Source organism: Paenibacillus sp. FSL K6-1330 (assembly GCF_037976825.1).
Classification (GTDB): domain Bacteria; phylum Bacillota; class Bacilli; order Paenibacillales; family Paenibacillaceae; genus Paenibacillus_AQ.
The window spans coordinates 6,124,100-6,136,407 of the sequence record NZ_CP150269.1; the positions used below are offsets into that span (position 1 = coordinate 6,124,100).

Here is a 12,308-nt window from a genome sequence, read left to right on the forward strand (position 1 = left end):
TGCCTACATGCAACAACACTGAATAAGCAGCTTCATTATCCGGCTTTAGGATATGAAGCTGCTTATTTATGCTTAAGGCATCATTCTCATATTACGCGTTTACAAAACGAAGCAGAGGGCTTATCAGAGCTGGCAGCACCGAGACGTGGCCTTCTCCCTCAATTTCATGAAACGTAGTCTCCAGCACCTCATTATGCCCTTTGAGGAATGCATAGAGTTCCCTGGCGTCTTGCACCATGGACGGCTTCTCCTCGGCTCCCACGTACAGACGCAACTCTTTGCGCTGTCCACTCTGCTGTAAACGGATTTTCCCCTCTTCCCATCGCTTGTACAATACGTAGTTCTTCCACCACACCGAGGGACAGGCCGCAATATACCGCGAAAAGGCTTCCGGTCTGGTGAATAAGGTATACAAGGTGAAAAAACCACCGAGCGAGTGCCCGAACAACGCCTGCTTCGAACGGTTCACCGCGTATTGCCGCTCTACGGCCGGCTTCAGCTGAAACTCGATAAACGTAAGGAATGCTTCAACGCCGCCTGTTTTCGGCCAATCCAATCCGTTAGGACGGACCGGCAGTTCATGGTCTTCAGCATATTCAGTAAAGTTATAAAAACGCTCGCTGCTCACAATGGGACTGTCGCTGTCAAAGCCGATCCCAACAATAAGCGCCGAGGGAATGCCACGGGGCGTCCGGGATTGCACTCGGATTGCCTCCGCAAGCGATCCAAAGGTCGCATTGGCATCCAGCGAATATAACACAGGATAACCTCCTTCGGGTGGCGGTCCCATCGGTTCGGCAATAAAAATACGGTATTCACGGCCTGTGACGTCGGATTGCATGGACCATGTCACCGTTCCCGGTATGCAAAACAAAGAATCCTTTTCGGGGTTATTGTTATGGTCATCGCGGTTATCGCGCTCTTCATCCTTTTCGTGTTTTTCGTGATGATCCTTACCTTCATGCTGAGAACGCGCCATCTCGGATTCTTGGTCATCTTCTTCCTTGACGAACAACCACCGCAGCGCATCCGGAAATCTTCTAGCCATAAAAATGGGATCATGGGTTCCATCAGGATCTACCGCCAGTTGGATCCGCTCGGGGTTCACCCCTTGTTCGATCCAGAACCGATGGGCCTCGACGTTATTCGAAAACATATGTTTCTGCGCATTTTCCTTGTGCGCACCTTCCAACTGTCCAACAGACATATACACCCTCAGTCCGGCAGGCAATTCTCCCTGCTGTCTGATGTAATCCATAACCCCCCCATACCATAACGAAGCCGACAGCATCCCGATCCGTCCAAAGGTCTCGGCACGCCAATATCCCGCGAACATCGAGATCAAACCGCCAAATGAACCGCCAATGATTGCGGTATGCTCGGGTGCTGCGAGCGTACGATACTGTCTGTCTATGTATGCCTTGATGACATCCGCAACCTCATCGACATAAGCTCTGCCCTCCCCGCCGAAAGGCGGATTGCCCTCCAGCAGCGGCTCAGCCGGCCAAGGCGTATACTCACGATTCCGGTTCGTAGACGATATGCCGACCAGGATGACCTCGACCAGTTGGCCTGCTGCAAACAGATGATTCAGATAGTTGAGGCAGTCCGTAAACATATCTCCTTGATCCTGTACATAGGCAACAGGATAGGAACGGTCCGACTCATGATAAGAAGGAGGTAAATACAGTGTGAGTTCCCTGTCCTCAACCACCAGCTGTTGATAACGATTCATGTGATCCTCCCAAAAGCTGCTTTTATTTTCTCATGCGAATTAATAGATAGACAAAATACGGAACCCCGATGACGGACACCACAATGCCTGCAGCCAGCTCGGCCGGAGCGAATATCGTTCTGCCGATGAAATCGCCTATGACCACAATCGCCATACCTGCTATACCGCTGATCGGGATGATATGCCTGTGCCGCAGCCCAACCAGCTGCCTCGCCAGATGCGGAGCGATTAGACCGACAAACCCAATGCTGCCGGATACGGCAACGCTCGCACTGACCAAACCGATGCTGCATAGAAGCAATACCTTTTTCTCACGCTCGACGGATACCCCGACACTCTTCACGCTTTCCTCGCTCAGCTGGAATAAGTCGAGCACTTGAGAGCGGAGCCAAATGATAGGCGGCAGCATAATGAGCCAAGGAAGCATCGTGACCACGAACTTCCAGTTGGCGCTGTGAAGGCTGCCGGCCAGCCAAGCTACGGCCATCTCATAGTCCGATGGATTCATTTTCAGCGAGAGGAACATCGTAATAGCACCGAAGCCCGAGGCAATCGCAATCCCCACAAGAATGAGCCGCTGCGGATCCAGCTTTCCGTTTTCTCTCGCGAACATAAATATGGCCGTAGTCGCCGCCAAACCGCCAGCGATACCGAACATCGGCATCATCATAACCCCGAGCCAGCCGGTCATCGTGATCTGCCCTTGCAGCAGGAACATAAACAACACAACCGCCATGCCTGCACCTGCATTGATGCCGAGTATGCCCGGATCCGCGAGTCCGTTGCGGGTAACCCCCTGGATAACGGCACCGGCCATACCCAGCGCAAACCCGACGAGAGCGCCAAGCACAATACGCGGCAACCTGAATTCAAACACGACGAGATCAAAATCGGAATTGGGACTCATCCGAAGCAGTGTCTGAAATACTTCCTTGATGGACATATCAAACGTCCCGTTGGTCAGACTGAAATATACGGCAGTCAATACAACCAAGATTCCTCCAGTCAGAACAATCGGGAATCGATAGTAGGTGTTACGCACGCTGAGCCCCTCCCCTCGTCTTGATCAAATAGAGGAAGAAAGGAACGCCGATCAACGAAGTAATAACACCCACCGGCGTCTCAAACGGATCATTCACAAACCGTGCGAGAATATCGCATAATGCCAGAAACATGCCGCCAAGCACGCCCGACACCGGTACGATCCATCGATAATCCGAGCCGGACAGGAAACGGGCAATATGAGGAATAATCAAGCCTACAAAGGCAACCTTACCCGCCAGCGCCACAGATACGCCGGTCAGAATGACAACAGCCAGCATCGCAAGTGCTTTGATCAGCCATGTATTCACACCGAGTCCCTTGGCCGTCTCGTCCCCGAGCGACAGCAGCGTGATCGATTTGGACAAAACGACGGCAAGGCATAAACCAACGATAGCAAACGGAATGCTCAGTTTGATCAGTTCCGGGTCCATTGCGTGCAATCGGGCATTGTACCAGAAGCTGATATTTTGCGATATTTGAAAATAGGCCGCCAATGCCTCTGCGGTACCGCTAAGAAACGTCCCGATTACGGTTCCGAGTATAGCCAGTCGAACCGGACTGAGTCCGCCAGGAATAAGCCATGCCAAGCCGAACACGACGGCTGCTCCGATGGCGGAGCCAATCAACGAACTGACAATGTACATATTGGAGCTGGCGTTCGGGATAAATACCATGAACAGTGTCACCGCGAACACCGAACCGTCGGATACCCCCATGATGGATGGGGACGCCAAATAGTTCCTTGTCATTCCTTGCATTAACGCACCTGATACCGCGAGAAAAGCGCCGATGAGCATTGCGCCGACGACTCTCGGCAATCGAGAACTCACAATGATCTGATGATCGATGTTCTCCGAATCAAAAGCAAAGATGGAATCCCAAACGGTATCCATCGTAATATTCTTGGCTCCATACAGGATGGAGGCCGCTATGAGCAATAAACAGACTGCCGGGGCCATCACAAGGATGACAGCCGGCAGTGATTTTTTGAACCTCATGAACAACACGCCTTATAGGTTTATACTGAAATGTTTGATGTTACTTTGTCAGGCTTTCGACCGCAGCTTTCAGAAACTCGATTTTGCTGTACGCAGTTCCGCCTTGAGCGAGTGGATCCACCACGTTGACAAAAGCGGTGCCGTTCTTGAATGCATTCAAGTTCTTCATGATTGGATCATTCTGCAGTTCTTCCAAAGCATTCGGCGTATCTTTATTCTCATCTGGGGAGAATTGGACAAATACGTAATCCGGATTCATCTCTGCAATCTTCTCTTTCGAGATCAGTTCCTGTGCTTTGGCTGCGGCTACTTCAGCCGGTACTTCAATCCCCAAATCCTCGTACAATACCGGGTTAAAGAACACCCCTGCCGGATAGATGTACATCTCACCTGCACGAATCCGAAGCGCCAGAACTTTCTTGTCCTTCAGGCTATCTCCAATCGTCGCTTTGACTTTTTCCAAGTCCTCTTTATATTTCGCGATTTCCTGTTCCGCTTGTTCCTGTTTACCGCTTAACTCGCCGAGCAATTTCAGGTTGCTTTCCCAGTTGGTCGAGATATGGGAGTACGGAATCGTGGGAGCAATTTTGTTCAACTGTTCAATGACTTCAGGCTTGGCTTTGGACGATGCCAAAATCACATCCGGCTTCAAAGACAGGATCGTTTCGAAATTCGGCTCCATTTTCTCACCAACCGACTGGGCGTCCTTCGTGATCGACTCAAACATCGGCGGGAATTTACCCGAGAAGGTGATCGCTCCAACCGGGTTCACTTCCAACACAATGGCATCCTCCATTGCTTCAACGGCACCCGTAATGACGATGCGCTCCGTTTTGGCCGGAAGCGTATATTCCTGATCGAGGTATTTTACAACTTTAGTATCGGACGATGTGGGGGTCGCTTCTTCCTTTGCTGCGTTATCCTCCCCGGCTGTATTCGTGCTTTCTGCTGCATTATTCGTACTTGCTCCGTCTGTATCTTTAGCCTCGTTACCTCCACCGCAAGCGGACAGTACCAACGCAAATGCCAGCAATAACCCCAAAACCCATTTCATTCGTTTCATCTCTCTTCTAATACCCCTTCCATGATCTATGATCACTCGAATAATTGATAATGATTATCATTATTGATCATAGTATAGGATTTGCTCTCTTAGTTCCATGGACAAATAACCGGATTCCTCATGGACAATTTCCGGAAAACAACCGGAAGGCCTCTTCCGCCATCTGCTCCATCGCAATGGGAGAGTATTCGCGCCAAGGGTAAGAGGATAATGGATGGAACGTTCCTTCTCGCACCGCGGGAATGGTCATCCACTCCGGCGTTGCCTGCAATTTCCTCCAATTCGCCAGCGTTTCCGAATCCTGACGGATCAAGAGCAGGATATGGTCTGCGCGGCTCTCCTTGATCTGCTCAATCGTTAAACATCCTTCATCCTCCCAATCCATAGGCATAGCCGGCTGAAAATTGAAATAATCAAATAATAGTTCCTTCATGCCCGGATGGTTGTAAGCTATCAGTTCATCCTGATGCAGGCGTGCGGTCAAAAGCGTGCGTGCATCCATCATTTCAGTGGGGAGCTTCTCACGGTAAGTCGATATTTTATGATGAAACGTTTCAATCCATCGCTCTGCTTCAGGCAGCTTGTTCAGCAATTTAGCGAGACCTAGCAGATTAAACTGCCACCCTTCCTGCTCTGCCGGCATTTCGTAGAGGGGGGCAATCAGCCGAAGCTGTTCCTTCTCCCAATCCTCCACCCCCTGTGCGCAGACGATGAGCTCCGGACGTGCCGAGGCCAGCTTCTCCAGATTGGCATATTTGTTATGATTCTGGCGGTATGCATCCAGATGGACCGGGATATCCGGCCCAAGAATGTTATAGTAATGCTGTGACCACTTCGGATGAAGCGGAGCCGCATACGGCGTGAAATCCAGCGGCATGGCGTAACCCAGGAGGGCTGTGGAGCCGTACATCGCCAGTTTATTTTTCCTTGTCTTCATATACACCGAGGGAGAGATCCCGAATGCCTTCTTGAACTTGCGGCTAAAATAAAATTCATCCTTATACCCCACCATATGCGCCACTTCACGCAGCAAAGAATCGGAGCCCAGCATCAGCTGCTTCGCCTTGTTCATACGGACATGGGCCAAATAATCCATTGCGCTGCACCCATACGTCTTCTTATATACTTCTACAAAATATTTAGGACTTAACTCGGAGAGGTTCGCCAATTGTTCAATCGTTAAATCTTCATCATAATGTTCCTCGATATATTCCTTCACCCGCTCCAGCGCTTGCCGCTTATCATTCTTGGAGTATGGGCTGCATTCGGCAATCATCGTATATAACAGCTCTTGAAAATCCAACTGAACCCTCCACTGCTTCATGGGCTCCTTGCTATGAAAATCCTTATACATCGACCGACAGACGAGATTCAAGCGGTCCGGAGAGCTAATGACAAAGATGCCATCATAGGGCATGAGAGTGGCGCCGTCCACCTCATGCAATCGACCGCTGCCTGAGACACCTTCCATGAAACTAAAATGAAGTATTGCAACCGAAACTTGCTCGTGTTCCTCGGAACTCTTGAGATCGGCACTCGTAATTCCGAAAGTAGACCCTGCTGCACAAAAATAAACACATCCCTTATTCATACGGGTGATTTGCTCTGCCTGTTGTAAACAGGTTTCTCCGCTCAGCGGGATGATCAGGGCTGGCTGCACTGCCAACTGCTGCTCCAAGGAGAGCTCAGGCCCATGAACAATATCCATATTCCATAAACCGGCCATAAGCCCGCTGTATTCACGTGAATCTTTTTTGCTACTGCTATTCGTCGATAGGTTTACCATATGTACAGACCCCAACCTTAAATGAGAATGGTTATCATTATCATATAATTATCACACACCGTCCCAAAAGTCCAGCACGATCTTCTCTTCTCCACCTTATCGCATGACGATGTAAGGCAAAAAGAAAGCAGCCACGCGCTCCCTGTCAGGGAGTCGTAGCTGCTGCTTTTCAAATGGTGTGGATGAGGCGGATCTTTCTCATGTGAGCAATTCAGTCCCCTTCAAGGGAGGGAAACTTTATCTCAAATCCACCGGATTGTCATTAGTTCCCCCGCTGGCGCTGCCTAGCTCTCGCCTCGCCGCCTTTGCGGCCCGCTTCTTCGCGGCTCATCTTGCCATCCCCGTTGCTGTCGCTGCCGCTTCTGGCTTCGCCGCCCTGCTGCCCAATCTCTTGATAGAACTCACGTCCGTGGGAATCCGAGGTAGCCTCGCCGCCTTTACGTCCGATGTCCTCATAGAATTCTCTGCCATGAGAGTCGGAAGTCGCTTCCCCGCCCTTCTGGCCGATTTCCTGATAAAATTCCTTATCATGGGAGTTTGACGTGGATTCTCCGCCTTTTTTACCGATATCCTGATAAAAGTCTTTGTCATGGGAACGGGAAGTTGCTTCGCCGCCCTTCCGTCCGATTTCTTGGTAGAATTCTTTGTCATGTTTGTTCGCAGTTGCTTCTCCACCTAAACGTCCTGCTTCTTCACGGCTCATCTTTCCATTGTTGTTATTAGCCATTCTGAATCACTCCTTATAGGTAATTTGAAGTTGTTGCTCGTCCACGTTATGATATTAAACTTCTGACCAGAGATGAAACACCCGTTTTGCATAAACGCGCACTGAAAATCGATGAAAACCGTGATGAATCCTATGTAAACCTTGATATAAGAAAAACGTCTATCGACGTACATTCTAGAGAAGACAGACCGCGTTTAGATGTTGTTTTTCTTTCGATATCAGGTAGGCCATGCTTCGAAGTTTATACTTTCTGATATCTTAAACGCAAAAAAAAGCCCCGCACAAAGTGCGGAGCCTTTTCTTAATGTTCGTATGCGGTAGAGAGGACTCGAACCTCCACGGGTATACACCCACTACCCCCTCAAGATAGCGTGTCTGCCATTCCACCACTACCGCATAATATAAGGGATACATCATTTCGTTACTTCATAAAAAATGGTGAGCCATGAAGGGCTCGAACCTTCGACACCCTGATTAAAAGTCAGGTGCTCTACCAACTGAGCTAATGGCTCTCGATGACAATCGTGCGGCTGCCATATAAGAAAGTGGTGACCCGTAGGGGATACTCTCTCTTCGTTCGAGACTGCGAAGCTTATCCTAACGAAGATTATGCTCCGACGAACCGACGGGGTTCTCATCCCGAGGCTATATAGAAAGTGGTGACCCGTAGGGGATTCGAACCCCTGTTACCTCCGTGAAAGGGAGGTGTCTTAACCCCTTGACCAACGGGCCACTTTAACCACGTCGCCGTGACGACAAGATTGAGTATAGCATAATTTCAAAAATGCTGGCAAGCTTTTTTTTCGTAAATTTTAATATTTATTTTCGGAGCTTTTTCGGCTTATAAATCAGCCTAAAAAATCCGGTGTTAACTTCTCTTCTTGAACGCGATTTCCTTCGAGTCCCACATGATATGCATGTGCATTTTTCCTTGAGCTTACGATCCTATGCAGCCGTCCGTCCATAAAATGCAAAGCAACCCCATCATCAGCTGCATATCCTGCTTGTGCTTCACCTTGAAGCACAAGTTTATGATAGGCAGGTCTTCTTTTGCTCTCACCATCAAAATGCGGGCAATGACTGCCTTGTAATATACCCAAACCCTCAAGCTTGTACAAAGGCGCGTTCAACGGGTCCGTCACCCCTTGCTCAAACCAGCAAATGGAACCAGCGCTTAGCCCAGTTAAGATGACACCCTGTTCATACGCCTCCTGGAGTATCTGACCCAGGCCCCATTCCTTCCACAAGACCAGCATATTGCGGGTATTGCCCCCGCCAACATAGATGATATCCTTCTCGAGTACAAAAGACCGAAGATCGGCAAAGTTCGGCTGGAACAGCGACAGATGAATGGGAGTACACGGCAGTGTCCGGAAAGCATGATAGAAACGTTCAATATAACCATCCGCATCCCCGCTTGCTGTCGGAACAAAACACACCTTAGGCATTTCTTTCGGTACTTGTGCCAAAATATAGCGATCAAGTAGCAGATTATCCGGTTCCATCGAGAAACCAACCGCCACCCATGGCAATTATCTGTTTCATTGTTCTCTGCCCCCATTTACGCTAGGCCAAAGAGAGAGGGATACTCTCTCTTTGGTCGAGACTGCGAAGTATTCCTAATGCCGCTTATGCTCCGACGAACCCTATCCAGGGTTCTCATCCCTATGCAAAAAAAGCCCCCGATCACTTGGTGATGGGAGCTTTCTTTGATGTAACGCTCAACGGAGAGAGAGGGATTCGAACCCTCGCACCGCTTACGCAGTCTAACCCCTTAGCAGAGGGTCCCCTTATAGCCACTTGGGTATCTCTCCATATGGCTCCCCGAACAGGACTCGAACCTGTGACAACTCGATTAACAGTCGAGTGCTCTACCAACTGAGCTATCAGGGAACATTAAGTTGGATATTAATAATTTATCATGACTTCATAGGGGAGTCAAGTTTCAGAAGCGTAAGGCGTCCGGCGCACTTTCCGCACCGATAACGAGCCGGATTCATCTTCCGTTTACGGAGGTATTCCGTTCCGCAGGCACTGCAGCGAAGTTTATATCGATAAGGTTCCGGCTCCCGACGGCCCGCAGCCTTGCCCTTCGGCAAGGACTTGCAGAAACGGCTCCCTCCAACGGCTTGCAGCAGGTTTTTAAAATCAGCGTCCCGATGCCGATATCCCCTGCCCGCAATATGCAGATGATAATGGCACAGCTCATGCTTGATGATCTTCTCCACCTCTTCCCTGCCGTGCGTAGCCAGTTGATGCGGATTGATCTCGATATGATGGCTTTTCATGAAATAGCGGCCGCCTGTTGAGGACAATCGCCGGTTAAACGTCGCCTTGTGCCTGAACGGAACCCGAAAGCTCTCCAGCGAGACTTTCTCAACCCATGCCTGCAGTTCTTCATTGCTCATCTCGTTCATCGTCACCATGTCTTTCCTTCCTTTTGCCTTATAAATGCTACTTGAATTTTAACTTCTCTCTGGGCTACACTGTCAAGTAGAAAGTATGGAGGGAGAACCTGCAATCATGCCAAACATGCGCTACGTTATTTTAAAAGGACAGGACGAGCTGTTATTTGTCGAAATGCCCAGTGACTATGCTTACCAGCTCAGTGCTTTAAATTTACGCCTCAATAAGGAAATCGATAAACTCACCGCCGCAGGCAAACCTCAGCTGCCACTTGCTGTAGCCGAATGCGACAATCTGGATTTGCTGCAGGAATCGCTGAGCATTCAAGGTGGTCTGGAATACATAAATGAGCTTGAGCAAGCCTTTGCTTCCCTTAAGGAAACGGAATATCCACTCATCTCGCTGCTTACCGAAATTCGGGCTCTCCAAGCGCAGCTTGAGCAATGGTACGAGGAAGAAGCGTTATAATCGAGGTAGACCTGCACGCTTTGGGCTTTTTCCCCATATGCTATCCATACAGATGGAATTAGCAAGAGGAGGAGATACCCTTGCCGCAATGGCTCTGCAATCAATTGACACGCGCTTTTCGCAAAAAGGACAGACGTCAGATCAAGCTGCTGAACGAATGCTGGTACTTTTACCGAAATTCCCCGGGCGAAGAAAATTCGAATGCCCGTTAGGGCAATGCAACCGATCCATAGGTATGACAATAAGCCGGACATCCTGTCCGGCTTATTTTTGCATTGTATTATGATGGCTGAATGGTGGGATTTTGCACTTATAGATCGCTGCGTTTAGCTGGCCAGGACCCCTGCAGCTTCCGGAGAAAAACAATTTGCCCCGTATGATATGCATCATGCATGATTAAGCTAAGTATTCGCTGCGGCGATTCGATGACCTCCGCCTCCGGCATCTCCTCAATCTTCTGTCTTAACGCAGCATGAACTTCCTGAAGCTGCTCCCGAGCCGTATTCCATGCGTCCTCACTTGTTTCGTGAATGAGAAACGTCTCGTCGTTACCAATCCCTTCATTATGGAGCGGTGTCCCTTCCAATCTTCCGAGCAGACGCTGTTTGTAATACCGCAAATGCTGCACGTTCTCCCATATGGAATTCGCCGCCTGCCCTTCCGGTTTCCACAAAGCCTGCTCAACCGTAACATCCTTCAAGGCAGGAAGAATCGGCGGATACCAATCCTCTTGCCCCATCGCATAATCCCAGTTTTGGAGCAGCAATTCCTTCATGTTCATAACCATCGCCTCCGTCTCATAATTGTAACCACCATAAATAAAATAGAACGTTACATAAAAATTAACACACTTCAGACCCCATTACAAGTAACTAGCAACATGAATATTAACTTGTTACAATAATGAGACGAGAAAGGATGAGCTTCATGTTATGGGATGATTTTATAAACAGCGAATGGCATGACTGGAGAGGCAGCGGCCGATCCGAGGATCGGCTTGCCCGTGAGGATTGGCTCACCGATTTTATAGACGAGTACAATCTCCCAATCTCCGTTCCGCTGACTCCGGATGAACTGGGGCTGCTGAGGCAGCTTCGTTCCTTCCTATTGACGTGTATTCAACACATCGTCGCGGGAGAGTCTCCTTCCCCCATGGAGATAGAGGAATTAAACCGCTGGATGGCTGCCGGACCTGTTATTCGCCAGCTCAAGATAGATGAGGATCAAAAATTTGTACTGGCTTATATCCTGCAAAACCCTGGCCTGCAAGAAGCGGCTGCCGAGATTGCCGGCTCCTTTGCGCAAGCCATCGAGCAAGGCGAGTTATCCCGGTTTCGCATCTGTACGAATCCCGATTGTCTCTGGGTATATTACGACGACACGCGAAACCGTTCCAAACGATATTGCGATGATAAAATGTGCGGCAATCTGATGAAGGTCAGACGGTTTCGGGCGAAGAAAAAGCAGCCATCTTCGGGCAGCGAGAGTTAAGCTGGGTGTTTATGCTGGGCGCAGTCTAACACAATATACATTTCGAACTAACTGAGGTGAGTAGTCATGAGCATCAAAAGGGTAACTCAAGCAGAATTGACTTGGGTCAATCAACAATACGAACACATCGGCTTTCAGCCAAGTTCACTGGACAATGAAATTATTGCCATCGTCATGTCGCAAGACGACTACGCAGGGATCGGCCGATTGGTTAAACTTAATGACCACGAGGCGGAGCTCGGCGGTATTTATATTCTGGACAAGTTTAGAGGACAGTCCCTGGCACACGAAATCGTCACGTTTCTTGTAGAGGAATCAAAAAGATTGGGCCTAGATACGGTATACTGCATTCCGTTTGAAGAGCTGCAGCATTTCTATAAGAAGTTGTTCAAAAAGTCCGCTTTTGATCACGAAGTAAATCAAGAAGTAACTCGGCATCGAATCTTGAATTCACCCGGGACTTCCGGTGCTCACGTACCTAAAACGTACGCTCCGCTCCTCAGTCCCTAGCTTCATCCAACCTTCTCGGTGCTGAAAACCGACCTTTTTGAACACGCACTATAAGAAGTTTGGTTTTCATGAATTCGATG

General features: G+C 49.3%; 12 protein-coding genes, 5 tRNA genes and 1 pseudogene. 4 read left to right on the top strand and 14 right to left on the bottom strand.

The features are described from left to right. Nucleotides 1-91 precede the first annotated feature (91 nt). The 13 genes and pseudogenes from NYE54_RS27890 to NYE54_RS27950 form a co-directional block, all read right to left on the bottom strand. Nucleotides 92-1,735 (bottom strand): alpha/beta hydrolase-fold protein, encoded by a 1,644-nt coding sequence (locus tag NYE54_RS27890; RefSeq protein WP_339267749.1) that lies wholly within the window; start codon nucleotides 1,733-1,735, stop codon nucleotides 92-94. Nucleotides 1,736-1,757: 22 nt separating this feature from the next. Further along, nucleotides 1,758-2,777, bottom strand: coding sequence for an iron ABC transporter permease (locus tag NYE54_RS27895; RefSeq protein ID WP_339267750.1), 1,020 nt, complete (start codon nucleotides 2,775-2,777; stop codon nucleotides 1,758-1,760). After that, on the bottom strand, nucleotides 2,770-3,777 hold the full coding sequence (locus NYE54_RS27900; protein ID WP_339267752.1) for an iron ABC transporter permease: 1,008 nt from the start codon (nucleotides 3,775-3,777) through the stop codon (nucleotides 2,770-2,772). Before NYE54_RS27900 ends, NYE54_RS27895 begins: the two co-directional genes overlap by 8 nt. Nucleotides 3,778-3,817: 40 nt before the next feature. Next, nucleotides 3,818-4,840 (bottom strand): ABC transporter substrate-binding protein, encoded by a 1,023-nt coding sequence (locus NYE54_RS27905; RefSeq protein ID WP_076324667.1) that lies wholly within the window; start codon nucleotides 4,838-4,840, stop codon nucleotides 3,818-3,820. A gap of 118 nt (nucleotides 4,841-4,958) precedes the next feature. Continuing rightward, nucleotides 4,959-6,626: an AraC family transcriptional regulator gene (locus NYE54_RS27910; RefSeq protein WP_339267754.1), complete on the bottom strand. Its 1,668-nt coding sequence runs from the start codon at nucleotides 6,624-6,626 to the stop codon at nucleotides 4,959-4,961. 262 nt (nucleotides 6,627-6,888) lie between these two features. Further along, nucleotides 6,889-7,353 (bottom strand): general stress protein, encoded by a 465-nt coding sequence (locus NYE54_RS27915; RefSeq protein ID WP_076324669.1) that lies wholly within the window; start codon nucleotides 7,351-7,353, stop codon nucleotides 6,889-6,891. Nucleotides 7,354-7,666: 313 nt separating this feature from the next. Then, a tRNA-Leu gene (locus NYE54_RS27920) sits at nucleotides 7,667-7,749 on the bottom strand. A gap of 40 nt (nucleotides 7,750-7,789) precedes the next feature. Then, a tRNA-Lys gene (locus NYE54_RS27925) sits at nucleotides 7,790-7,865 on the bottom strand. 145 nt (nucleotides 7,866-8,010) lie between these two features. After that, nucleotides 8,011-8,085, bottom strand: a tRNA-Glu gene (locus tag NYE54_RS27930). Between the two features lie 116 nt (nucleotides 8,086-8,201). Beyond that, a pseudogene (locus NYE54_RS27935) lies at nucleotides 8,202-8,898 on the bottom strand (peptidase E). 180 nt (nucleotides 8,899-9,078) lie between these two features. Next, nucleotides 9,079-9,167 (bottom strand) — tRNA-Ser (locus tag NYE54_RS27940). Nucleotides 9,168-9,170: 3 nt separating this feature from the next. Then, nucleotides 9,171-9,246, bottom strand: a tRNA-Asn gene (locus tag NYE54_RS27945). A gap of 26 nt (nucleotides 9,247-9,272) precedes the next feature. Beyond that, nucleotides 9,273-9,779 carry a SprT family protein gene (locus tag NYE54_RS27950; protein WP_339267756.1) on the bottom strand — a complete coding sequence of 169 codons (507 nt, stop codon included), beginning with the start codon at nucleotides 9,777-9,779 and terminating at the stop codon, nucleotides 9,273-9,275. 97 nt (nucleotides 9,780-9,876) lie between these two features. Here NYE54_RS27950 and NYE54_RS27955 point away from each other — a divergent pair, with 97 nt between their 5' ends. Together NYE54_RS27955 and cmpA are read left to right on the top strand one after the other, a co-directional pair. Further along, entirely contained in the window at nucleotides 9,877-10,227 is a 351-nt protein-coding gene (locus NYE54_RS27955) for a hydrolase/acyltransferase (protein WP_071222576.1), read from the top strand. An 80-nt stretch (nucleotides 10,228-10,307) separates the two neighbouring features. Beyond that, on the top strand, nucleotides 10,308-10,439 hold the full coding sequence (gene cmpA / locus NYE54_RS27960; protein WP_015737250.1) for a cortex morphogenetic protein CmpA: 132 nt from the start codon (nucleotides 10,308-10,310) through the stop codon (nucleotides 10,437-10,439). Nucleotides 10,440-10,537: 98 nt separating this feature from the next. Here the strand turns inward: cmpA and NYE54_RS27965 are convergent, their stop codons facing one another. Next, nucleotides 10,538-11,008 carry a DinB family protein gene (locus tag NYE54_RS27965; RefSeq protein ID WP_339267758.1) on the bottom strand — a complete coding sequence of 157 codons (471 nt, stop codon included), beginning with the start codon at nucleotides 11,006-11,008 and terminating at the stop codon, nucleotides 10,538-10,540. Between the two features lie 146 nt (nucleotides 11,009-11,154). Here NYE54_RS27965 and NYE54_RS27970 point away from each other — a divergent pair, with 146 nt between their 5' ends. Together NYE54_RS27970 and NYE54_RS27975 are read left to right on the top strand one after the other, a co-directional pair. Then, a complete protein-coding gene (locus NYE54_RS27970; RefSeq protein WP_339267759.1) occupies nucleotides 11,155-11,718 on the top strand; it encodes a CGNR zinc finger domain-containing protein in 564 nt (187 codons plus the stop codon). A 66-nt stretch (nucleotides 11,719-11,784) separates the two neighbouring features. After that, nucleotides 11,785-12,228: a GNAT family N-acetyltransferase gene (locus tag NYE54_RS27975; RefSeq protein ID WP_339267761.1), complete on the top strand. Its 444-nt coding sequence runs from the start codon at nucleotides 11,785-11,787 to the stop codon at nucleotides 12,226-12,228. Nucleotides 12,229-12,308: the final 80 nt, after the last annotated feature.

Bases quoted from the DNA above. Each gene is read 5' to 3' on its own strand.
- NYE54_RS27915 (WP_076324669.1), bottom strand. From the start codon at position 7,353: ATGGCTAATAACAACAATGGAAAGATGAGCCGTGAAGAAGCAGGACGT.
- NYE54_RS27970 (WP_339267759.1), top strand. From the start codon at position 11,155: ATGTTATGGGATGATTTTATAAACAGCGAATGGCATGACTGGAGAGGC.
- NYE54_RS27950 (WP_339267756.1), bottom strand. From the start codon at position 9,779: ATGGTGACGATGAACGAGATGAGCAATGAAGAACTGCAGGCATGGGTT.
- NYE54_RS27905 (WP_076324667.1), bottom strand. From the start codon at position 4,840: ATGAAACGAATGAAATGGGTTTTGGGGTTATTGCTGGCATTTGCGTTG.
- NYE54_RS27955 (WP_071222576.1), top strand. From the start codon at position 9,877: ATGCCAAACATGCGCTACGTTATTTTAAAAGGACAGGACGAGCTGTTA.
- NYE54_RS27975 (WP_339267761.1), top strand. From the start codon at position 11,785: ATGAGCATCAAAAGGGTAACTCAAGCAGAATTGACTTGGGTCAATCAA.
- NYE54_RS27890 (WP_339267749.1), bottom strand. From the start codon at position 1,735: ATGAATCGTTATCAACAGCTGGTGGTTGAGGACAGGGAACTCACACTG.
- NYE54_RS27910 (WP_339267754.1), bottom strand. From the start codon at position 6,626: ATGGTAAACCTATCGACGAATAGCAGTAGCAAAAAAGATTCACGTGAA.
- NYE54_RS27900 (WP_339267752.1), bottom strand. From the start codon at position 3,777: ATGAGGTTCAAAAAATCACTGCCGGCTGTCATCCTTGTGATGGCCCCG.
- NYE54_RS27965 (WP_339267758.1), bottom strand. From the start codon at position 11,008: ATGAACATGAAGGAATTGCTGCTCCAAAACTGGGATTATGCGATGGGG.